Origin of the sequence: Occallatibacter sp. (assembly GCF_035317045.1) — a bacterium.
Taxonomy (GTDB): Bacteria; Acidobacteriota; Terriglobia; order Terriglobales; family Acidobacteriaceae; genus Telmatobacter.
Map to the genome: position 1 here is coordinate 109,258 of NZ_DATHHT010000018.1, position 20,947 is coordinate 130,204.

Sequence of the window (20,947 nt, forward strand, 5' to 3'; positions counted from 1 at the left end):
ATGGCGAGAGGAAATGTCACTTTTATGTCATTGAATTTCTTCAAATCAGAGGGCTTGTCCGTCAGACAGCGCCAGCCTGACCGCGTCATGAAAAGCTGGACGGACCTCCCTGATCAACTGGGTTTGACGATCGGGCCAGGTGCGATTGGTAAGCAGTACGGCAGTGACTGAGGCGTCGAGATCGATCCAAAGGGAACATCCGCTGAAGCCGAGGTGCCCGATCGAATGGGCCGAGAAGTATTGTCCAGCAGACGATTCTTTGGATCGTGTGTCCCAGCCAAGCGCGCGCGAAGCACCTTCAGGACCCTGCGGCATTGCGAAAGAGTCGACCGTATCGCTGGTAAAGAGTGCCGAAGCGTTTTGCGGGCTGCCATTGTCGGATGTAGCGAGAATCTCAGCTGCGAACCGAAGCAGGTCCGCCACGTTGGAAAAGAGGCCAGCGTGGCCGGCGGCTCCATTCAGAATCCACGCATTCTCGTCCTGCACTTCGCCCTGAATGAGCCTGTGCCGGAATGTATTGTCGATTTCGGTCGGCGGAATTAGTGCCCTTTGCGCAATCGAAGGAGAGAATAACGTCGCTGTGAGCCCCAGCGGCCCGAAAACCTCCTTCTGTGCCCAGACCGCCAAATTCTCCCGAGTCAGGACTTCCAGCGCCTTGCCCAGCAGAATGAAGCCGGGATCGGAGTACTCGCTCCGTTCGCCGGGCACCGCTTCGACTGGTAGTTCCAGGCATGCGCGATAAAGCTCTGCGGGTGTTGCGACCGTGCGAAAGAACTCCACGTAGCCGGGGAGGCCGGAGTTATGCGCCAGCAGGTGACGAAGCGTGACCAGGCGTGCGAGTTTTGCGCTGTCGCGGCCAACAACGAAGCCGGGAAGCAGTTCGCCCAGGGGCATGTCCAGGTCGAGCAGCCCGCGCTGGTAGAGCAGCATGGCGGCCGCAGTCGTCGAAACGACCTTGGTGATACTGGCGACGTCAAAGACCGTATGCGGCTCTACCGACGGGGACTCCGTCTCGTAGGTAAAGCGGCCCAGAGCGTCTTCAAGAACGGTTTCGCCGCCCGCAAATACCCCGAATGCGCAGCCCGGAAAGGCGTGCGTGGCGATGGCATTCTGGAGCACCTTGTAAACGCCCGCAAATCGCTCCGATTGCTCAGGCATATCGGCGATACTCGCGTAAGAATGTGTGCTCTCGGGATTCATGGTTCGCCTCTCCAATGCTCACGAATTTAGCGTACTCTGAAATAGTGTTCATTGAAAAATGTTTGGGCAGCTATCTTTGCAGCAAAACTGTCCGTCTATCTCTATAAGAGCACTCGGGAGGAATAAATGCGTCTCGGAAGCAAGAGATTGACAGCGACGCTTTTATCGGCCGCGGCCATGCAATTCGGCGTGTTGGGAACAGTGATGGCTCAAACGCCTCCGCCAGCCGACGGCGTGCAGGCCGCCGCTTCCCAACCCGCAATATCCGATCCCGTACCGGTAGCGCCAATAAACGCGGACACGGCAAGTGCACCAAAGAAGACGTACGCGGTGCCGGCCGGAACCAAGGTCCTGCTGCAGTTGCGCAGTTCGTTGAATTCGAAAAGCGCCAGGGCCGGCGATGGTGTTTACCTGGCGTCGGCGTTTCCTGTCGTAGTGGGGAATAGAGTGATGATCCCCTCCGGCGTCTTTGTGCAGGGCGTGGTTGACCGCGTGACGCGCGCAGGCCATGTGAAGGGAAGAGCGCAGCTCGACATGCACTTCACCTCCATCATCTTTCCAAATGGCACCGTAGTTGAGATTCCTGGAGTCGTCAGCGGCCTGCCTGGCGCCAGCAAGCAGAAAGTAAAGGACGGCGAAGGCACCATCGAACAGGACACGGACAAGACCCGCAACGCCGCCAAGACTGCGGAGATTGCACTGCCGACAGGCGCCACGGTTGGCTCGATTGCCGGCCTCGGTGGGGGGCACCCGCTCGCCGGCAGCTTTGGTGGGCTTGGCGCGGGACTTGCAGCGGTCGGCCTGGTTTCGCTCTTCACACGCGGCGCCGACGTCAATATCGAAGCAGGGACTCAAGTCGAGATGGTGTTGCAGAGGCCGCTGATCCTGGAAGAAGAAAATCTCGCTGAAGGAACGGCACCCGGAGCGGCGCCCGCCATGGTTCCTTCTCCGAGCCAGCCACGGCCAATGCAGAAGCCGGGGCATCCACAGCTCATATGCCCGCCGGGAGGTTTGGGTTGCAGTTAAACTCCGTGGCATTTAATAATTCGAGATAGAGATGTCGACAAACGTTCAAGGACCGGCCGTAACTGAGATTTCTTCCCCAACTGCAATGCCTGGAGCGGCAGCGCAACCGGTTGCCGCGCAGCAAAACGCCGGGCTGGGCCTCGGCCTGTGGCTTCGCGATCTGCTGATCTCTGCCGGCGTTTCTGTTCTGATCATCCTCTTTCTCTACCAGCCCGTCCGTGTCGAAGGCACCAGCATGCTTCCGCGGCTCGAGGATCACGACCGGCTCTTCATCAACAAGTTCGTTTACCACATCTCGTCGATCGAACGCGGCGATGTGGTCGTGTTTCACTATCCGCGTGATCCGGAGAAGAGCTACATCAAGCGCGTAATTGCGCTCCCGGGCGACATCCTCCGCATCGATCACGGACAGGTATGGGTGAATGGCAAGGCTCTCGCCGAGAGGTACGTCCCTCCGATGTACCGCGATACGCGCTCATATACGGCGACCGTAATTCCCGACGACTGCTATTTCGTGATGGGCGACCACCGGTCAATCTCATCGGATAGCAGGGAATTTGGAGTCGTGGAGCGCGACCTCATCTATGGCAAGGCGGTATTCGTTTATTGGCCGGCCAAGGATGTGGGTGAAGTGAAATAGAATCGCGTTTTCCACGTCCGGCGCTGCACGCTGAAACCTGCTAAAATCGATTGAATCCACTCCTCGGAGAGGCGATGCAGGCGATCCTTGCGCTCGAAGACGGGCGCATCTTCCGCGGCGAAGGCTACGGTCACCCCGGCGAATGCCAGGGAGAAGTAGTTTTCAACACTTCCCTAACCGGCTATCAGGAAATCGCTACCGATCCCTCCTATGCTGGTCAAATCGTCGTTCTTACAAATCCCCAGATCGGCAACTACGGCACGAACCAGGCAGACAACGAGTCGGCCAGACCCTATATTGAGGGCCTGATCGTGCGTGAATTCTCTGCGATCGGCTCTAACTGGCGCTCCGAGCAGGTGACCGACGAGTATATGGAGCGCTATTCGGTGCCGGTGCTTGCAGAGATCGACACGCGCGCACTGGTGCGTCATCTGCGCACCCATGGCGTGATGCGCGCGGTGATTTCGACCGAGAGTTCGGATGTCGATGCGCTCGTCCAAAAGGCCAGAAGAATTCGCAAGATGGATGGGACGGACCTCGCCAAGGTGGTTTCGACAAAGGCGTCCTACACCTTCGACGCGTCGGACCCGCGCTATCAGGGGAACGATCCGCTGTTGCCGTCCGCGGTGGACAAGCCAACGCTTCACGTCGTTGCGTACGACTTCGGCATCAAGCAGAACATCCTGCGGATGCTCGCGCGCGAGGGTTGCCGCGTAACCGTGGTTCCGGCGGAGACGACGGCGGTCGACGTGATGGCGATGAAGCCGGACGGTGTGTTTCTCTCGAACGGACCAGGCGATCCAGAGCCGGTGGATTATGCGGTGCAGGCGATACGCGACATGATGGGCCGCGTGCCGGTCTTCGGCATCTGCCTGGGACATCAGCTCTGCGGACTTGCGCTTGGCGGAAAGACCTACAAGCTGAAGTTCGGGCACCACGGCGGAAATCATCCCGTGCGCAACAACACGACGGGAAAAGTTGAGATCACGGCGCACAATCACAACTTCGCCGTCGATCCTGACTCGATCAACGCCAACGACGTTGCATTGACACACGTAGACCTGAACGACAATACGCTCGAAGGACTGCGGCACAAGACGCTGCCGCTCTTCAGCGTGCAGTATCACCCAGAGGCCGCACCGGGACCGCACGACTCGCATTATCTGTTCCGCGACTTCCGCAAAATGATGGAGGAGTGGAAGGGATGAAGCGAAGGGAATCTTTACCGGCGATTTTGGCGAGACCGGCGGGGCCTTGGCTCCGCTGTTTTTTGAGCGCAGCTTTCTGGATGCTTGTCTACGTAACAGTCGCCGGAACCTCAAGTGCGCAGGTCGACATTCCTGGTCCGGAACGCCTGGGGCATGTTGATGGTTACGTCGTGAACCCCGTGGGGCATCCGGCAGTGGATGTAGAAGTCACGCTGTCGAGGGACGGGAAAATCGCGTTGAAGGCGCGAACCGACAAGACCGGATGGTTCCGATTCGAGCATGTTAAGGGGCCGTATACATTTCAAGTGGCGCGAACAGAGTATGCGCCTGCACTCAGAGAGATCGTAGTTACAGATGAGGTAGTGACAGCACTGGAGCGGAAAAAGCTTTACGTGATTTTAGGCCCCGGAGCCTGCCAGGATGAGTGTTCCTTGATCCTGACCAACAAGCACGACTTCGACCGTGAAATTCATAAAAGAAACCGACGTTAAGTCAGGGAAGCGAAGAAAAGAATGCCACGCAGAAATGACATTCAAAAGATTCTCGTAATCGGCTCGGGGCCGATCGTGATCGGGCAGTCGGCAGAGTTTGACTACTCCGGCACGCAAGCCTGCAAGGCTCTCAAGCAGGAGGGCTATGAGGTGGTACTGGTGAATTCGAACCCGGCCACCATCATGACCGATCCCGACCTTGCCGACCGCACCTACATTGAACCCCTGACCCGCGAGTACGTCGAAGAGATCATCCGCATCGAGGCGGCATTGCTCGGCGAAGGCTCCGGTAAATTCGCGTTGTTACCCACCGTGGGCGGACAGACCGCCCTGAACCTGGCCGTCGATCTGGCAGACGCCGGCATTCTCGATCGCTACAACGTTGAACTGATCGGCGCCAAGCTCGAGGCCATCAAAAAAGCCGAAGACCGGCTGCTCTTCAAAGACGCCATGCTGCGCATCGGCCTCGACGTTTCAAAGTCCGCGCTGGTCAACAATCTTCGCGATGGCCTCGATTTCGCAAGCAAGATCGGTTTTCCGGTTCTCATTCGCCCGAGTTTTACCCTTGGCGGATCGGGCGGCGGCATCGGCTACAACCGCGAAGAGCTGATGGAGATCCTGGCACGCGGCCTCGATCTTTCTCCTGTGCATGAATGCCTGATCGAAGAAAGCGTCCTCGGCTGGAAAGAATACGAGCTCGAAGTGATGCGCGACCTCGCCGACAACGTCATCATTATCTGCTCGATTGAGAACTTCGATCCGATGGGCGTGCATACGGGCGACTCCATCACTGTCGCCCCCGCGCAGACGCTCACCGACCGCGAGTATCAGAAAATGCGCGACGCGGCCATCGCCGTCATGCGCGAAATCGGCGTCGAAACGGGCGGATCCAACGTGCAGTTTGCGGTGAATCCGGCCAATGGCCGCATGACCGTGATCGAGATGAACCCGCGTGTCTCCCGTTCGTCGGCGCTGGCATCGAAAGCTACAGGCTTTCCCATCGCGAAGATCGCGGCGAAGCTTGCTGTGGGTTATACGCTCGATGAGATTCCCAACGACATCACGCGCAAGACGCCTGCCTGCTTCGAGCCGACCATCGACTACGTTGTTGTCAAAATTCCCAAGTGGCAGTTTGAGAAGTTTCCCGGTGCGGACGACACGCTCGGACCGCAGATGAAGTCCGTCGGTGAAGTGATGGCGATGGGCCGCACATTCAAGGAAGCGCTGATGAAGGCATGGCGGGCGCTTGAGACGGGAAAGAAAACCGGCACGGAAGTTCTAGAGCCACGGCGCCTGACGCAAATGCTGGTGACGCCTCGCCCGGAACGGCTAGGCTATATCCGCTTCGCCTTTGAACGCGGCATGAGCGTGCGCGAAGTGGCACGGCTCACCGGAATGGACCCGTGGTTCCTGCATCAGATTCGCGAAGTGACGCTGGCGCAGCAATCTCTTCAGGAAATCACGCCGGACAAAATCAGCGCCGAGCAGCTTTTGAAGCTGAAGCGCTACGGCCTGAGCGACGAGCGCATCGCCACCGAGTGGAAGCTCGAAGGCCACGAGGGCATCAAGCAGGTGAGGGAACTGCGCGAGGGCAAAGGCATTCGTCCCGTCTTCAAGCTGGTAGACACCTGCGCCGCGGAGTTCGAGTCGATGACACCCTATCTCTACTCGACCTACGACGAAGAAGACGAGGCGCCGCCGACCGACAAGGCGAAGATCATCATCCTCGGTTCCGGGCCGAATCGCATCGGGCAGGGCATCGAGTTTGACTACTGCTGTTGCCATGCCGCATTTGCGTTGAAAGACGATGGCTACGAAACCATCATGGTGAATTGCAATCCCGAGACCGTCTCGACGGATTACGACACCAGCGATCGTCTCTACTTCGAGCCGCTGGTTCTGGAGGATGTGCTCGCCGTCTACAACCATGAAGCGCAGTCGGGCGCGAAGATCGGGATGATCGTGCAGTTTGGCGGTCAGACTCCACTCAATCTCGCACAGCGTCTGCTCTCAGCCGGCGTACCGATCATCGGCACATCGCCTGCGTCGATCGATCTGGCTGAGGACCGAAAGCAATTCGGGAAGCTGCTCGAAGATCTTGATATCCCGCAGCCCGCCGGCGGTACGGCAACCAGCGTGGAACAGGCGCTTGCCGTTGGCGAACGCATCGGCTACCCGGTGCTCGTGCGTCCCAGCTACGTGCTTGGCGGCCGCGCGATGGTGATTGCCTACGACGCACTGGCAGTGGCCGAATACATGAAACAGGCGGTGGAGTACTCGCAGGACCGCCCGGTGCTTGTGGACCACTTCCTTGAAAATGCGGTCGAGGTGGATGTCGATGCGCTGTGCGATTCCGAAGATGTGATCATCGCGGGGATCATGCAGCATATCGAGGAGGCCGGCATTCACTCCGGCGACTCATCGTGTGTGCTTCCCGCGGTCAGCATTCGCGAGGAGACGCTCGAGACGATTCGACAGCATACGCGCAAGCTCGCGCTTGCGCTCAAAGTTGTGGGACTCGTGAATCTGCAGTTCGCCATTCAACGCGACGGCGATGGAAACGATCATGTCTACGTGATTGAGGTAAATCCGCGGGCTTCGCGCACGGTGCCGTACGTTTCAAAGGCGACAGGAATTCCCCTGGCCAAGATTGGTGCGCGTCTCATGACCGGGCGCAAACTGCGCGAGTTGCTGCCGGACCAGCTGGCTTCAAAAAAGGATCTTGAAACCGGAACACACTTTTACGTGAAGTCGCCCGTATTTCCGTGGTCGAAGTTTGCGGGCGTTGACACCGTGCTCGGGCCGGAGATGAAGTCGACCGGCGAAGTGATGGGTGTGGCTGCGACCTTCGGCGAAGCATTTGCGAAGGCACAGCTTTCGGCCGGACAGGTTCTGCCGGCGCGTGGCACTGTTTTCTTCACGGTCAACGATCACGACAAGCCTGCGGTGGTTGAACTTGCCCGCCGATTCGCGCATCTCGGCTTCCATATGGTTGCCACCGAGGGCACAGCGAACGTCTTGGAGCGTGCCGGGTTGAGCGTTGAGCGCGTATTCAAGGTGAAAGAGGGTCGGCCGAATGTCGTTGACCTGATCAAAGGCGATCGCATCCAGCTGATCATCAACACGCCGCGCGGGCAAGACACCTTCTTCGACGAGAAGGCAATTCGCCGGGCTGCGGTGCTGGCACGCGTGCCCACGATTACAACCATCGCCGCAGCGCAAGCCGCAGTGGAAGGCATCGATGCGATGCAGCAGCACAATATCACGGTCTATGCGTTGCAAACCCTGCACTCCTTGAAGGTCGACTGAATCTGGAGAGGGAAGCGAGAAGGGAATTGACTCGCCTCCTCTAAAATAGAGTCATGTTGATCGAAGGTGTTTTTGCCGCCGTCACCACGCCGTTCTATCCCGACGAGCGGGTCTACTACCGCAAACTTGAGGCCAATGTGGCCCGGTACTCGCGGAGCCAGCTTGCGGGAATGGTGGTGCTCGGATCCACGGGCGAGGCGCCGGCGCTCAATGATGCGGAAACGCGCGACGTGCTGCGCACGGCGGTCGAGGCTGCAGCCGCTGAGAAGGTGCTAATTGCAGGCGTGAACCGCGAAAGCCTGCATGCGGTACTCGAATTGGCAGAGACGGCGGCTCACTTTCAATACGATGCCGTGCTGGTGCGGACACCGACCTACTATTCCACGCAAATGACGCCGTCTGTGGTCGAAAATTATTTCCGGGCGATTGCGGACCGCTCGCCGCTGCCGGTCGTACTCTACAACATTCCGCGCTGCGTGCCTTACCAGATCCCGGTCGAGATGGTGGCTGAACTCGCCCATCATCCAAACATCATCGCCATCAAGGATTCGAGCGGTAGCCTGGACTGCATCAAGGGAATTGTGGAAGCCACGCGTGGCGTAACGAGGCGCACCGTCACCGTCACTCCCGTTTTTGAGGCTGTGACCGCCCGCATGCTGAATGCTGCGGTAACGCTTCCGGCGACATTTGTGTCGGCGGGCGATCTTGCCGGTGGACCTGCAATTGCGGTGGCTCCTCCCGCGACGCCGTTGAAGACGCGAAGCAGGGAAGTTGGATTCCAAGTGCTCACTGGCTCAGCCGCAAACATCCTGGCATCGCTCGAGGCGGGCGCGTCCGGTGCCATTCTCGGATTTGCAGCCTGTGCACCGGAAGCATGCTACGAGGTGTACTTCGCCTGGAAAGATCGCGATGCAAAATTGGCTGCAGACAAGCAGTCGAGTGTCGCCACACCCAACCAGAAGATCGTTGCCGAAATGGGGATCGCCGGGGTGAAGTACGCTTGCGATTTTAACGGATACTATGGCGGATACCCGCGGCAGCCATTGCTGCCTTTGACCTCCGAACAGAAGGCGGCGGTGGAGGAGTTGCTGGCAGAGATCCGGAACTAGGCACGCACTCCGCTCAGACTCGACTCAGTTGTTCAGCTGCGTGCCGCACACCCGCCACTCTGGTTGATTCGATCTCAGCCCTTGCACCGGGGGTATTATCCCCCCTCTTTTAGAAAAGTACTTGTTTTCAGCGCCTTGACGGGAAGGTTGTCTGCAAAGGTTTCTTCCGATTGAACGTAGCTGTAGAGGTTCCTCAATAAAGGGCTTAGAGCCAAGTCCATCGCGCAGTTTCCCAATTCCGATTTATTGATTCGAGCGGAAATTTTGAAATGTGATGGATACATTCCCACACAAATTCATTGTGCGCCAAATGGGGGAAATTACCTGCAAATCCGGCGAGGTTTTTCTTTCGTTTGTTTTGTTGGGGTTGGGTGAGAAATGAAAGTAACGGGGGTTGACAGGAACGGCGAAGGGAAGGCGCTCGGAAGATGACGGGGACTTGGCGGCTCCGAATTGGTGACCCTTGTTGACGGACAGAAACGAGGGGTGCAATAAAGACGTGCTAAAACTCCTGGTCTTGATTTGGCGAAGCACTATCTGCCTAAGACCCAACCAGGTACGCGCTATCCTTGGACAACGACTATGTTTATCTCGGACGCAGAGGGGCCCGTGCGCAGTCCGACTCTTCAATTCGCCGATTTCCGGCTCGACTGCAGCCGATTTGAGCTGCTCCGCAACGGCCGGGCCCTTCGTGTGGAACGCAAACCCATGGAGCTACTCATCCTCCTCGCCTCGCGGAAAGGCGAACTCGTCACTCGCGCCGAAATTGCTCAGCATCTGTGGTCCAGCGACGTCTTTGTCGACACCGAGCACGGCATCAACACCGCTATTCGTAAACTCCGGCACCTTCTGCGTGACGACTCCGAAGATCCCAAGTTCATCCAAACCGTGATCGGCATCGGATACCGCTTCATCGCACCGATCACCGTTATTGAAAATGCGGAGCCCGAAGCGGTTGCGCCCAACACCGTTGCCACGATCGCTTCCGATCCAGTAAAAGCACCTTCGGCTGCCGACCCCGTTCCGGCAGCTAGATCGGATCGTCTCTGGGTAGGGATGGCCGTGGGTGCCGCCGTTTTCATCACAGTCTTAGCTGTTACACTCGGGCCCCATCCACTTCCCGCGCGCCTTCTTCATCGCAATACCCAGCCCGCCATCGCTTCGCTCGCCGTCATCCCCCTCGACAACCTATCCGGCGACCCTAGTCAGGAATACTTTGCCGATGGGATGACCGATGAGCTCATCACCATGCTGGCCAAGGATTCCACCCTCCGCATCACCTCGCGCACATCCGTGATGCAGTACAAGGGTGCACGCAAGCCACTGTCGCAGATCGCCCGGGCCCTCAATGTCGACGGTATCCTGGAAGGCTCCATCTCACGCGCCAACGGTCAGGTCCACATGACTCTTCAGCTCATTCGGGCAGATACTGATTCACATCTATGGGCCGAAAGCTATGACCGCAGCGCCAATGACGTCGCAGCGCTGCCGGACGAGGCGGCCAAAGCCGTTGCGAAGCAACTGTATCGTGCGGTTCCGACCATAAAGGCCGTCCGTTATGTGAGCCCAGCAGCGCATGACGCCTACCTGCACGGCAGGTACCTCTGGTTCACCGCCCACATGGAGGAGTCCGGGCCCTGGTTTCGGAAAGCGATCGATCTTCAGCCCGATTATGCGCTCGCCTGGGCGGGACTCGCAGACTATTACGGGGAGGGTATCGCCGGCGATGTTCTCGATCCCCGCACCAGCATCGTTCCAGAGGAGCAGGCAGCGCAACGCGCACTCGAACTGGATCCGGACCTGCCGGAAGCGCACCGGGCCATGGGTGCCATGTTCCTCATCGATCGATGGGATTGGGCAGACGCTGACCGAGAGACTCTCCGCGCCATTAGCCTCAGTCCGCAGGACGGGGATCTGTATTACCTGCGCGCCTGTGTGCTGCAGGCGGCCAACCGTGAGGCAGAAGCCATCGATTTGGGAAAGAAGGCGATGGAAATTGATCCATTCTCACGGCCCTACGCTCTCGCGTCTCTTTACGAATACACGCGCCAATTCGATGCGACATTGGCAGAGATACGGCTTCGACTGGAAGCAAATCCCAACGATCCCAATCTCATCGGTCTGGAGATGGAAATACGGCGACGTATGGGCAACTACAAGGAAGCCGTGGACGGCTGGGCAAGATGGCACATTCTCATGGGAGACCATCAGTCGGCCGCGAACCTGCGGCGTGCCTACGAGCAGGGCGGTGTCCGTGGCTTTGTTCGCTGGCAGCTCGACCGGCGTCTTCTCCAGGCGGAAAGGCACTACGTCTCTCCTGTCGAGTTGGCTAGTTATTACGCGCAGCTTGGTGACAAAGAGCAGACGCTCGCTCTCCTCGAGGAGGGCTACCGCCAGCGTGCCACGGACACTCTTTGGATCCAGGGGGATCCCGCATACGACTTTGTCCGCTCGGATCCTCGCTTTCGCTCCATCGTTCAGAAGACCGGCGTAGCGTATTAGGGTTTGCACTTCACGTCCGGAGCGGGAATCGACGAACTCAATCACGCCCAACGTATGTCTTGACTGCAAATGGCCGGTTTCCGCCATAGGGACAGGAAGGTGCAGTGATTTCAGCATATTGCCTACGTCTGATAACAGATATTATCGTCAAGTCAGAGGTTTGCCGCGCTATAGCTGAAAACTGAGAGCAACTATACGGTCACAGGAAGCCCAATTGCAAGTACCTCTTTTGTGGGATTCTCGTACCCTTTTGGAGAGGGAACCAAAATAATCAACGCCTCCAATTGCGCGCCGTTCTTCATTCTGCCCCTCATTCGATGGACCGTAGCGCCCGGAACCCTTACCGCGTGCGCTAGCTCCGTAAACGAGCCGGAAGCCTCCGAGAGGGGAACTGGAGCCATCTCCAAATCAATTCCCGCCGCCCTCAAGAGCTTCGCCATCTCGTCCGGCCCGATCCCGCCAGAAGCCAATTTTGCAAGTGAGCTAAAGCCCATCATTGCGCATTCTCCAATCTTTTTTAGTATGTGGCGCTGCCGCTCAAAGTGAGAGCCGTGCAGGTTCCCCCGCTGAGGTTCCACGCGTAGAAGTGGGTCGCGAGCAGTGTTGCCGTCGATGTATTTCCGGTCGGCGTATTTCCTGCCGAGACTGCGACCGATTGAACCGTGGTACCGGGCGAGCACGTTGCGCCCGTTCCACAATCGACTAAACGAACCGTGGGATTTCCGCTGCAGGTAAACGTCGACGCGACCACAACCACAGCGCTCAAGGGCTGATCTATCTCTTGCAGGAAAGTGGAGAAGAGCTGCGTCGTTGAAACCGAGGTTAGATTTCCGGTCGAAAAGCCGATTGAGCCATGCTGCTGCGAAAGGTTCAGAAGCGAAGTGTCGTCAATGTTGGTCGTCGTGGTGTAGCTGTTCGGCGTGGTATTTCCGAAGTTTCGAAGATAGTCGCGCACCTTGATGTTTTGCGAGTTGGTGAGGACAATATTCGCTTGGCCCGGACTGGCTGCGAGCTGGCCACCTTCGACGTAGAGGCCATTGATATATTGGCCTAGAATCGCGGGGAAAAAGCCGACAGGTGCGAGGTCGCTGTTGATCACCTGCACATTGCTGAACAGATTAGAGGAGCATCCGTTCAAATTCACCGAAGGACCTTGCATTTCTTGAATCGTGCTGTTCCTGATCGTCAAAGAATTATTGCTCGAATAGCACGCGCTGATGAGAACACCATTCGCGATGCCCGGAGAGCTAGGAGCGCCGAGGATCGTTGCATTGTCGATCACTCCAGCGTTGCCGCCGATGACGTTGACGCCTGAATTTCCCGCTCTTTGGTCGCCGATAACGAACGAATCTTTGATGACCCAGTCGCCTGAGTCCTGGTTGCGCAAATTCTGGATCGAAATGCCATCGTTTCCGGGGTTATAAAAATTGCATCCTTCGATGATCCACCCACCTCCCACCCATGCATCCCAGTCGTCCCAAAAGCTGCCAATGGAGGAGTTCTGACAATTGACCACAGAGAAGTAATTCGCGCCATTTGCGAGCACGGCCGCGCCTGCCGTCGTAGTGGACGTATTGATGAGTCCGATGCTATCGAAGGTCGTCACATCCGAGTTGGAAGTGAAAAGCACACCGGTAGGATCGGAGCTAGAAATCATCGAGGGACAGGTGAATCCGATTGAAACCGAGCACGGGCCGCTGCCCCTGACTACGGTCGGATTCGAGAAAGTAAAATGGCAGGAACTTCCAAGCTTGAAGGTTCCGACCGGGAAAAACAGGATACCTCCGCCAGCGGCTTCTTTCTGGTTATTCGCGCTCGTGACTGCCGCGCAATCATTCGTAACGCCGTCTCCCTTAGCTCCAAAGTCTTTCACGTTAAACGCGCTTTGCCCTGACGATGATCCCGCTCCGGAACCTCCTGAGCCGCCGCCAGGCCATCCGGTCCGGAAGTCCACGATGAATTGATTCGCACCGGGAGTGGGAAGGGTGCCGGGAGCAAATGCGGCCAGCGACGCGTCAAGGATGACATAGCAGGGGACTGCCGGGGTAGGCGGGCAGGCTGCCAGCGCGTTCGTCGCCATCGTCCCTACGTCTCTGCCCGGAAATGCCTTCGCATGCAACTGACCATCCTGCGCGTTCAATGCGACCGACAGCCCCAACAGAACTGCAAGGATGATTAAAATTCGTGCCTTCATTGTGTCCTCACGAAAGGGGTAACGGAGCGCACCGAAGTGCGCCCCGGTTTTGAGGGAGGGAACTGCTTATTGAGTGAAGAGTGCATGCAGCCCAGGTCCCGCCTGCAGAGCCGAATCACTTTCCGCCGCAGGAACCTTTTCCGTTTCAAGTGCGGGAGCTGCCTGCGCGGGAGCCGGATCCGGACCCTGGGGGGCCAGGTGCAGGTGCGTGGGAGCGGGAGCCGGTGCTGGTGTAGGCGCAGGAGCCGAAGCCGCTGGAACCGGTTTGTAGGCTGCCAGCAGTGCTTCCACGTCCTTGATGACCAATGCGAGATTGGCCTGCGCCTTCGGGTCCTTGATGGCCGCAACGGAATCGAGGTCGGAAAGATCGGAACTTACGCCCGCCAAAAGATCAGACACGCTTCCAGATGTTCCCGCCGCACTCGTCAACTGACTTACCGCCGCGAGCTTCGTTTGAATCTGCGCGATGACGCCACCCACGAGAGCGCCAGTAGGCGCGCCAGCGGTCATCGTGACGACGGTTTGAAGCAATGGCCCCACGACAAGCAGAGTCGATGCTGTAATGCGCTCGATTGTCGGGGCAGCGCCTTCAACTTCGGCGAGGAACTTCTCAACCTTCGATGCGATGGATTGAGCGTCCTTGATGATCGTTTGAAAAATGTTCATAGTTCTCCCTCTTTGACTTAGTGCTTGAAGATGTGAACGAGAGCCTCGCCCAGCGCGGAGCCGATAATCCCCATCGCCCACCATTTGAGGCCCTTGATGCTATCGAGAATTCGCTCCAACTTGTCCTCCGCAACCGAGAGTCGCGTAGTGATGGAGGGGTTTCCTATGCCGCTCCCCTCGTACAAATCCCGGTACATCTTGTCATGTTGCCTGAGCTGCTCGGCATCCAAACCGTTCCCCCTAATAACGCGTCAATGGTTGAACGGGGGGCTGAAAATAAGGCGCGCCCTCTGCCTTCGGAGCAACGACCACGCTCGTCGCGTAGTTAACGTTTGAGTTCGAGCGCGGCTGATGTTTCAAGCGATAGTTACTCCGCGCATTCGCCTGCAACGTCGCTTCCTCAGACCGCCCGAGGAGAGTCGCGACAACATAGATCGCCACCGCAATAACTCCAAGCTGCGCGACCGTCTTCATGATTTTGTTTTCCACTAGTACCCTCCCCCGTCAGTGCTCGAATAGTCTTGGCCCTGCCCATCGTTAAAACTGCCACTGTCGTAGCCGCTGCCTCCGTCGCCGCCGCCGTAGTCGGAATATCCGCCCGCGTCGCCAGCGCCGTAACCGCTGTAATCGGAACTGCTCGACCCGCCGCTTCCATCGGCACTGTAGTCGCCGCCATAGTCGCCGCCGTAATCAGAGCCAACGTACTCAGAGGAACTCGCGTCGCCGATTGATCCGGAGGGAAGGAAATCGCTTGCCGTTCCGCCAGCATTAAAGAAATCCAAGAAAGATTTTCCGGAATCGAGCGCGAGAGGCTGCTCCGCTACATGATCGCTTCCCGCGAGAATTGCGGCGTTGTCGGCCGCGAGATACGATGGCGCATTCTGTGCGAGCAACTGATTGCCTGCCGCCTGAAAGTCGCGAAGCTCAAGCAACTGCTCTTCCGGTTCGGTGAGGTCGTGCCCTGCAGGCCCCGCACCGTTCCCGCCGCCGAATTGGATCTTCGGAAGCTGCAGCGGCTGCTGCTGCTGATCCGGATAGTAGGGGGGAGCATACGCACCGCCGCCAGCGGGTCCGGTGAGCGTCGTTCCGTTTCCGCCGCTTCCGAAATTCTTGCTGATGTACTTCAACGCGAAGTACCCGCCGACCACGACGACGCCGCCGACAATGAGAGTCTGATTTGTGCTGGTCTTCGCCATGATTCCCCTTATTGACCCGGTACCCAGGCAACGCCCTTACGCGCGCGCCAGCCGCCGCCCCTGTAGGGCGCGCGCCATGATGCGGGCGATTGCACGAAGCTCTGAGGTTGAAGGGTCACGATGCCATACGGGTAACCGGGATACTGCGGCTGAAAGTCCGTGCCGGATTGAATCGAGCCGTTGACGTTCGCAAAGATGCCTCCGACATAGCGGAGGACAAAATAGCCAATCAAGATGAAGACACCGTACTTTAAATATTCCTTCATTGCTTCTAACCTCCCAACGGAGAACTAGGCAGGGGAACCGACTGCAATGGTTCCTCATCTATCGATTCATCGGGCGCATAGTCTGAAGTGCTTAGCGGGTCCGTGGAAGGCCCGAGCGTCGAGCCGGTATGGACTGAGTCAACCCCGCTCCCCCACTCACCGCTGAGGGGGGATATGGTTAGAGCATCCACGGACTTTGAAAACACTCCATCTACCGCATTCCACAGCTTTTTGAGCAACTGGACGATTACGCCGCCCGACCCGTCAAGCCCCTTCCATGCCCTAAATGCGAAATAGGCAAGCGCCAAAAGTGCAACCAAAAGTACCCCGCCGATCACTTCGTCTTCGACTTTTTCTAGGCTCATTCTGGTACACTCTCGATCATGAAAAACGCTATAGCGATCACTGCTTTACTTATGGTTTGCCTTGTTGCCCGCCCTCAAGAAAACCACTCGAAAACCTATTCCGTCCTGCCGGGAAAAACTCTCAACATTGAAAACCGCGCCTATCATGTAGTCGAGATTCGGACTGAATATCCTGTGCAGGTTGCGGCTGGCCCGTGCCACGCTGATTCGACCGTCCAAATCCGATGCACTTTCGATGATCCTTCCGACCTTTTCATTCGCGATCTCAGGGTGCCTCCCGTATTCAGTCAGCCAAGAGCAAACTCGATAACGATCACAGTCGGTGACTAGCGCTTTTTCTTAAACTCGCCGTTCGCCTTCCGCCTGCGTCGCGACTTCCGTTTCGTGCGCCTCTTCTTTGGTACGAGAGCCAAAAGCCTCTCCAAGCTAATTACGATACCCATCGTTCCTCCTAACCGATTGCTCCCCCGCGAATCGTCGCGAGTAGCCCATCGCCCGCCGTACCCATTGCCCAGATTTGCCCGACGTTATCGACCGGGTAAGTGATCTCCGTATCCGGAGTGATGCTGGCTCGTCTTCCGCCAGGCTGAAGAGCGCTAGGGTTTGCCGCCGCGAACACAATCGCAGCGTTGGCACCCACGCCGCTATCCCCGCGCAGACTTACGCTGCAGCCGAGAGGCACAAGGTACTGCGGAAACTGTATCGGCTGGTTCGAGGCCGCAAAGGTGATCTGGATAACTGCGAAGATCGCGCCGCGCGGTCCGACCATGTTGCCCGCTGCGGTTCCGAGATTATCTTCCTTCGAATTGGTGAGGCCTGTCGGTGCCATCAGCTTCCCCCGTCATCGTTTCGCGGTCCCTTGATGGCGACCGGAATCCCCGGAGCGTACTCCAGATAGTTCAAGAAATCCGCATCAGACATGCCGACAACTTCACCGCCCGGTAGGTAAGTCTGAAGCGCTGCTCTCGCGTAATCCTCAAGCGTGCTGGTACCCTGAGGGGCGCCTACGCCGATGTTCGCGTTCGCGTCGTCAAGCTCGTTCGCACCTGCACTCCCCTGATAGTTCACAACTGCGCTCGATTGGCCCGCGCCCTTTTTTGAGAACGCGAGCCAGACGAGTACCACCGCGGTTATAAAAAACAGGAGCCTCAACCGTCCCCCTTAGGACAGAAGCGCGAATGCGCGGCGAGTATAGACGCGCAATTGGTCGAGGTTGGCACCGCTCGGATTCAACACGTCGTAACGCACGTTAAAGCCCGGAGCGGGGTTTGTGTTCTGCAGCAGACCGTGAGTGAAGTCCAAGAAGAACTGGCCTGCCGCCGCCTGCGCGGGGTCGTACCAGTTGTCCTCGTACATGCGCTGACGGATATCCTGCGCGTACTCATCGAGGTTCAAGGTGGGCGACTGCAGCGTGACACGATTCAGAATCGTATCCGCGAGCAAAGCCGCCGCGCCCTGTTCCGTCATGATTAGCCAGGACAGGAAGGAACCATCCTGCGGCAAACCGAAATCCTGCATGCGCCGGTTCGCTGCGCCGATTTGCTGGATGTGAGTTTCCTGCACAATCGGAACCGTATCCGTCGCGATGGAGAGCCGGTCATCTTCCCATTGGCAGGTGAGGCCGGATGTGTTCAACACGCGGTCATTGCCAGAGAAGATCGTCGCAAGCGAGTTCACGAAATCGACTTCCACCTGCACCGAGCTATAGACCGGGCGCCCTGTCGAGTCGAGCAAATCGCAGTTGAGTGCGGTCTGAATCTCGTTTCGCAGTGTGCCATCAGCCCAGTAAATCGGGATACTGAGGTAAATCGGATAGGTGCCTGCCGCGCCGCTGCCGAGCACTGAGCCGGACTGTTCGCCGATGAACTTTCCGTTGTGCTCCGTGATGGCGTAACGCAGGAGGGAACGAGGATCGCAGTCAACGATGCGCCCACCGGGGTAACGCGAATTCGCGCCACGGTTGGCAGTGACTTTGATCCAGTTCACGATGTTGATAGGACCGCCCTCGCCAACAATCGCGCCGTTGGTTGTGCCGCCTGAAATGACGACGTTGCCCGCAACGACGATGTTGCCGCGCAGCACTTTGCCGCCCGGGGGAATCGTGAAAATCACAGGCGTGGAACCCTGCACAGGGTATTGCGCCCGATTAGTTCTATCTTCAAAAGCCATAATATAAATTTCTCCTCGTGTCAGTTGCCCACGCAGACGCAGCGAGTTTCTACTTTCGCCGGGGTTGAGTTACGACGTGTACTTGTTAATGAACGGAACATTGTTGCTCGCCCAAATTGCGACGAACATCAGACCGAACAAAAGAGCGATATGAGTCAGCTTCATGAATTCCCCCTTCAGAGTTGGCTGGAACAAAAAAGAGCCGGACGCACCACCTCGGTACGTCCGGCAGGAGGCCAGCTATGCGTAATTCAATTTGGAGGGGGAATCGGAGTATTTCTCAAAACTTTCGCGCTATAGCGCACGTCCTGCCATAAAGATTTGGGAATTTTCGCTTCCATCCCAAAAGAGGTAGTGGTATTTGGGCAGGGAAGGGAGGCGCGAAATTTCCTCCCCGATGTACTCTTCGAAGTACTGCAGGTGCTTCTTTTCGCGCATGTAGAAAAGACGGAGCGTCGCACATTGCGAAGTGAAACCACGCGCGACACTCATGGGGTAGCGCGCCGTCGCCAGCATCGAGACACGCGCATGGCGACCATAGTTCACGAGGTCGTAAAGCTCCTGAGGCATCCGAGCGTCCCCGAACCGAGCGCCGCAGAGCATGTCGAGTTCATCGATTGCGAAGATCATCCAGCCGAACGCGCGAACGCATGCAGCTACGCCCTTGAAATGCTCATCGATCGATCCCCCGCGCGGCTGATAGATGATCCGGAAGCGACGCCCTCGATTGACGCGCAGATAGTTTTCTAGCTCTACCCAGTGATGAATGAGCCTCCGTCCCGGCAACACGTGTTCATGGCGCGCCAGCGGGTCAAAGAAAAGCACGCCGCCCGTACAGAGGGAGAGGAGGCGCCCCATTTCGGTCGTCTTCCCCATCCCCCGCACGCCAGCGATGAAGCCACACCCGCGAATCTCGCCGTCTTGATATTCCCCATCGATAAAACCGCGCACTAAAACCACCGATAGCGGAGCTTGCTTAACTTCACTTGCCACGGCAGGCCGTTCGGAAGAGAACCGAGTTGCACCTGAGGAATCGCTCCCACCGCCCAGGTGCTTTGGGTCGCGGGCATGTTCTGGAGATTAGCCGGTACCGATTGTGGAATCCCGTCGCAGGAATAAGCGAGCACCGAACACACGTTTTTGGTGAGGTCGAAGCTGTAGTAGATGACGACCTTATGCTTCGTGTTCTGGGAGAGCGCGCCCGCGCGCAGCGTGGTATCCGTCCAGTTGCCAATATCGATCTGGCCCGTTGCGATGTGACGCTGAAGCGATAGGTTGAATTTGCGTTTCACTCCATCCGCGCAAACCGCAATCAGAATCGTGTCCGTCTCAAAGACGTTCGCGCCCTGCAGGTTTCCCCCAATCCTAAAGTCATAACTCATCTGGAACCGTCCCGTATTCGGAAGGATGGGACGCGGAGCCGTTGACCAGAGCCACGCCGGATATTGCTTGCCGGTTTTGTCGCTGTTTCCGCTCGTGCGCAACAAGAGAGCGCGAGGCATGCCGGGGATGGGTGTCGCGCCATAGTCGAGTGGGTCAATCCCGCCGATTTGTGAACCGTCAGATTGAACGTGAGAGATAAATGGACTAATCGCCTGCAGATTTGAGTCGATGTACATGCTATGCCGCCTTGTCGATTGGAATGATTTGCTCAACTACACTTTTGAAGTCTTCAGGAGCGAAGAGACGCGCGAATGTGAATCCACACTTCTCCCATGCCTGCTGATCGAAGATGCTGCAGACCGCCTGCACTTTATCCGGATCCTCGTTGTGATGGAATTCCTTGTCGACGAGGATGCGGAGCAGGGAACCGTACCCGTAGGGACGCAGGTGCGGAGTCGTCCGGTAAGTTTCGATGAGAGAGAAAATCGCCGATGAGTTATCGACGACGAGCTTCGGCGCGCGCCCCACGCTGCACGAGCTGCCCGCCGCTTGGAACTTCGCAATCAGTTGCGAGGCCGGATAGATCCCGAACCCTTCCCCCTCGTATTCTTGTGCGAGGAAAAGCCCCTGTCCTACCCAGACAAAAAGCCCTACATGACTCCACGCTTCCGGGTCGTGATGGCTGGTCGTCGCCTCAATGAGTTTTGAGATTGTCGCGACGCCATGACACGCGAGAATATCGCCAGTGCGAATCTGATCCCTGATTTCTTCGTATCGCATCAGGCTGCCTCCCCCTGCCATTCCTTGAGTTCAAGAAGCCTGCGCGCCCTCAATGCAGGATTTGGCCTGCCGGCCGCATAGCACCAATTCGGAAGCTGTGCTTCAGCCTCCGCATAATTGCCCGCGTTCAAGTACCGCAACAAGGTTGAACCCTGCAGGCGGTCGCCGAGGTTAAAACAAAAATCCGTGAGCGCGTCGAATCCGCCCTGCGTAAGCGGGACCTTGCATTCTCGCGAGACAATGCCCTCCGCGCGCTCCACGTCCCAGTCGAAAAGCTGTTCCGCTTGCGCCAACGTGATGCCGGATGCAAAGTCTTCAGTCGGACCAATCAGATGTCCATAACCGATGGTCGATTTTCCAACGCAGTCGGAATAGGGCATCAGTCTCAGTCCTTCGGATGTTTTTATTAAGAGCTTCCCTTGATCGCTCAAGTTCATATATCC

The 20,947-nt window shown here is 57.6% G+C and carries 22 protein-coding genes; 7 read left to right on the forward strand and 15 right to left on the reverse strand.

Translation table 11 applies throughout. The features are described 5' to 3' along the window. Positions 1-45: 45 nt before the first annotated feature. Positions 46-1,200: a serine hydrolase domain-containing protein gene (locus VK574_RS07650; protein WP_472799240.1), complete on the reverse strand. Its 1,155-nt coding sequence runs from the start codon at positions 1,198-1,200 to the stop codon at positions 46-48. Positions 1,201-1,326: 126 nt separating this feature from the next. On the opposite strand from VK574_RS07650, the gene VK574_RS07655 reads away from it, so the two are divergent. The 7 genes from VK574_RS07655 to VK574_RS07685 all read left to right on the forward strand — a co-directional run bounded on the left by VK574_RS07655 (position 1,327) and on the right by VK574_RS07685 (position 11,485). Then, a complete protein-coding gene (locus tag VK574_RS07655; protein ID WP_472799241.1) occupies positions 1,327-2,226 on the forward strand; it encodes a TraB/TrbI/VirB10 family type IV secretion system protein in 900 nt (299 codons plus the stop codon). Between the two features lie 31 nt (positions 2,227-2,257). After that, complete coding sequence (gene lepB / locus VK574_RS07660; RefSeq protein ID WP_472799242.1) at positions 2,258-2,866, forward strand: signal peptidase I; 609 nt, start codon at positions 2,258-2,260, stop codon at positions 2,864-2,866. Between the two features lie 74 nt (positions 2,867-2,940). Next, positions 2,941-4,074, forward strand: a complete 1,134-nt coding sequence (gene carA, locus VK574_RS07665; protein WP_472799243.1) for a glutamine-hydrolyzing carbamoyl-phosphate synthase small subunit — start codon at positions 2,941-2,943, stop codon at positions 4,072-4,074. Between the two features lie 80 nt (positions 4,075-4,154). Further along, positions 4,155-4,565, forward strand: coding sequence for a carboxypeptidase-like regulatory domain-containing protein (locus tag VK574_RS07670; protein ID WP_472799244.1), 411 nt, complete (start codon positions 4,155-4,157; stop codon positions 4,563-4,565). Between the two features lie 21 nt (positions 4,566-4,586). Then, on the forward strand, positions 4,587-7,874 hold the full coding sequence (carB, locus tag VK574_RS07675; protein ID WP_472799245.1) for a carbamoyl-phosphate synthase large subunit: 3,288 nt from the start codon (positions 4,587-4,589) through the stop codon (positions 7,872-7,874). 53 nt (positions 7,875-7,927) lie between these two features. Then, positions 7,928-8,983: a dihydrodipicolinate synthase family protein gene (locus VK574_RS07680; protein ID WP_472799246.1), complete on the forward strand. Its 1,056-nt coding sequence runs from the start codon at positions 7,928-7,930 to the stop codon at positions 8,981-8,983. A gap of 609 nt (positions 8,984-9,592) precedes the next feature. Then, positions 9,593-11,485: a winged helix-turn-helix domain-containing tetratricopeptide repeat protein gene (locus VK574_RS07685; RefSeq protein WP_472799247.1), complete on the forward strand. Its 1,893-nt coding sequence runs from the start codon at positions 9,593-9,595 to the stop codon at positions 11,483-11,485. 517 nt (positions 11,486-12,002) lie between these two features. Here VK574_RS07685 and VK574_RS07690 read toward each other — a convergent pair. The 14 genes from VK574_RS07690 to VK574_RS07755 form a co-directional block, all read right to left on the reverse strand. Further along, positions 12,003-13,679: a glycosyl hydrolase family 28-related protein gene (locus tag VK574_RS07690; RefSeq protein WP_472799248.1), complete on the reverse strand. Its 1,677-nt coding sequence runs from the start codon at positions 13,677-13,679 to the stop codon at positions 12,003-12,005. 66 nt (positions 13,680-13,745) lie between these two features. After that, entirely contained in the window at positions 13,746-14,345 is a 600-nt protein-coding gene (locus tag VK574_RS07695) for a hypothetical protein (RefSeq protein WP_472799249.1), read from the reverse strand. 17 nt (positions 14,346-14,362) lie between these two features. Next, positions 14,363-14,542, reverse strand: coding sequence for a hypothetical protein (locus VK574_RS07700; protein ID WP_472799250.1), 180 nt, complete (start codon positions 14,540-14,542; stop codon positions 14,363-14,365). A gap of 43 nt (positions 14,543-14,585) precedes the next feature. Then, the gene (locus VK574_RS07705; RefSeq protein WP_472799251.1) at positions 14,586-14,834 is read right to left on the reverse strand and encodes a hypothetical protein; all 249 of its coding nucleotides are present in this window, start codon (positions 14,832-14,834) and stop codon (positions 14,586-14,588) included. Continuing rightward, complete coding sequence (locus VK574_RS07710; protein ID WP_472799252.1) at positions 14,834-15,541, reverse strand: hypothetical protein; 708 nt, start codon at positions 15,539-15,541, stop codon at positions 14,834-14,836. The genes VK574_RS07705 and VK574_RS07710 overlap by 1 nt, the downstream gene beginning before the upstream one ends. A gap of 8 nt (positions 15,542-15,549) precedes the next feature. After that, entirely contained in the window at positions 15,550-15,807 is a 258-nt protein-coding gene (locus VK574_RS07715; protein WP_472799253.1) for a hypothetical protein, read from the reverse strand. Positions 15,808-15,812: 5 nt separating this feature from the next. After that, positions 15,813-16,172 (reverse strand): hypothetical protein, encoded by a 360-nt coding sequence (locus VK574_RS07720; RefSeq protein ID WP_472799254.1) that lies wholly within the window; start codon positions 16,170-16,172, stop codon positions 15,813-15,815. Between the two features lie 451 nt (positions 16,173-16,623). Beyond that, positions 16,624-17,001 (reverse strand): hypothetical protein, encoded by a 378-nt coding sequence (locus VK574_RS07725; RefSeq protein WP_472799255.1) that lies wholly within the window; start codon positions 16,999-17,001, stop codon positions 16,624-16,626. Next, the gene (locus tag VK574_RS07730; RefSeq protein WP_472799256.1) at positions 17,001-17,324 is read right to left on the reverse strand and encodes a hypothetical protein; all 324 of its coding nucleotides are present in this window, start codon (positions 17,322-17,324) and stop codon (positions 17,001-17,003) included. The genes VK574_RS07725 and VK574_RS07730 overlap by 1 nt, the downstream gene beginning before the upstream one ends. A 9-nt stretch (positions 17,325-17,333) precedes the next feature. Further along, positions 17,334-18,341 (reverse strand): hypothetical protein, encoded by a 1,008-nt coding sequence (locus VK574_RS07735; RefSeq protein WP_472799257.1) that lies wholly within the window; start codon positions 18,339-18,341, stop codon positions 17,334-17,336. A gap of 294 nt (positions 18,342-18,635) precedes the next feature. Next, a complete protein-coding gene (locus VK574_RS07740; protein ID WP_472799258.1) occupies positions 18,636-19,292 on the reverse strand; it encodes a hypothetical protein in 657 nt (218 codons plus the stop codon). Continuing rightward, the gene (locus VK574_RS07745; RefSeq protein WP_472799259.1) at positions 19,292-19,960 is read right to left on the reverse strand and encodes a hypothetical protein; all 669 of its coding nucleotides are present in this window, start codon (positions 19,958-19,960) and stop codon (positions 19,292-19,294) included. The genes VK574_RS07740 and VK574_RS07745 overlap by 1 nt, the downstream gene beginning before the upstream one ends. A 1-nt stretch (position 19,961) precedes the next feature. Continuing rightward, positions 19,962-20,504: a hypothetical protein gene (locus tag VK574_RS07750; RefSeq protein WP_472799260.1), complete on the reverse strand. Its 543-nt coding sequence runs from the start codon at positions 20,502-20,504 to the stop codon at positions 19,962-19,964. Next, entirely contained in the window at positions 20,504-20,941 is a 438-nt protein-coding gene (locus tag VK574_RS07755; RefSeq protein WP_472799261.1) for a lysozyme, read from the reverse strand. The genes VK574_RS07750 and VK574_RS07755 overlap by 1 nt, the downstream gene beginning before the upstream one ends. Positions 20,942-20,947: the final 6 nt, after the last annotated feature.

What these genes read in the sequence shown, in the direction of transcription:
- VK574_RS07650 (WP_472799240.1), bottom strand. Translation starts at nt 1,200, where the DNA reads ATGAATCCCGAGAGCACACATTCTTACGCGAGTATCGCCGATATGCCT.
- VK574_RS07655 (WP_472799241.1), top strand. Translation starts at nt 1,327, where the DNA reads ATGCGTCTCGGAAGCAAGAGATTGACAGCGACGCTTTTATCGGCCGCG.
- lepB (WP_472799242.1), top strand. Translation starts at nt 2,258, where the DNA reads ATGTCGACAAACGTTCAAGGACCGGCCGTAACTGAGATTTCTTCCCCA.
- carA (WP_472799243.1), top strand. Translation starts at nt 2,941, where the DNA reads ATGCAGGCGATCCTTGCGCTCGAAGACGGGCGCATCTTCCGCGGCGAA.
- VK574_RS07670 (WP_472799244.1), top strand. Translation starts at nt 4,155, where the DNA reads ATGCTTGTCTACGTAACAGTCGCCGGAACCTCAAGTGCGCAGGTCGAC.
- carB (WP_472799245.1), top strand. Translation starts at nt 4,587, where the DNA reads ATGCCACGCAGAAATGACATTCAAAAGATTCTCGTAATCGGCTCGGGG.
- VK574_RS07680 (WP_472799246.1), top strand. Translation starts at nt 7,928, where the DNA reads ATGTTGATCGAAGGTGTTTTTGCCGCCGTCACCACGCCGTTCTATCCC.
- VK574_RS07690 (WP_472799248.1), bottom strand. Translation starts at nt 13,679, where the DNA reads ATGAAGGCACGAATTTTAATCATCCTTGCAGTTCTGTTGGGGCTGTCG.
- VK574_RS07695 (WP_472799249.1), bottom strand. Translation starts at nt 14,345, where the DNA reads ATGAACATTTTTCAAACGATCATCAAGGACGCTCAATCCATCGCATCG.
- VK574_RS07700 (WP_472799250.1), bottom strand. Translation starts at nt 14,542, where the DNA reads ATGTACCGGGATTTGTACGAGGGGAGCGGCATAGGAAACCCCTCCATC.
- VK574_RS07710 (WP_472799252.1), bottom strand. Translation starts at nt 15,541, where the DNA reads ATGGCGAAGACCAGCACAAATCAGACTCTCATTGTCGGCGGCGTCGTC.
- VK574_RS07715 (WP_472799253.1), bottom strand. Translation starts at nt 15,807, where the DNA reads ATGAAGGAATATTTAAAGTACGGTGTCTTCATCTTGATTGGCTATTTT.
- VK574_RS07720 (WP_472799254.1), bottom strand. Translation starts at nt 16,172, where the DNA reads ATGAGCCTAGAAAAAGTCGAAGACGAAGTGATCGGCGGGGTACTTTTG.
- VK574_RS07725 (WP_472799255.1), bottom strand. Translation starts at nt 17,001, where the DNA reads ATGGCACCGACAGGCCTCACCAATTCGAAGGAAGATAATCTCGGAACC.
- VK574_RS07735 (WP_472799257.1), bottom strand. Translation starts at nt 18,341, where the DNA reads ATGGCTTTTGAAGATAGAACTAATCGGGCGCAATACCCTGTGCAGGGT.
- VK574_RS07745 (WP_472799259.1), bottom strand. Translation starts at nt 19,960, where the DNA reads ATGTACATCGACTCAAATCTGCAGGCGATTAGTCCATTTATCTCTCAC.
- VK574_RS07750 (WP_472799260.1), bottom strand. Translation starts at nt 20,504, where the DNA reads ATGCGATACGAAGAAATCAGGGATCAGATTCGCACTGGCGATATTCTC.
- VK574_RS07755 (WP_472799261.1), bottom strand. Translation starts at nt 20,941, where the DNA reads ATGAACTTGAGCGATCAAGGGAAGCTCTTAATAAAAACATCCGAAGGA.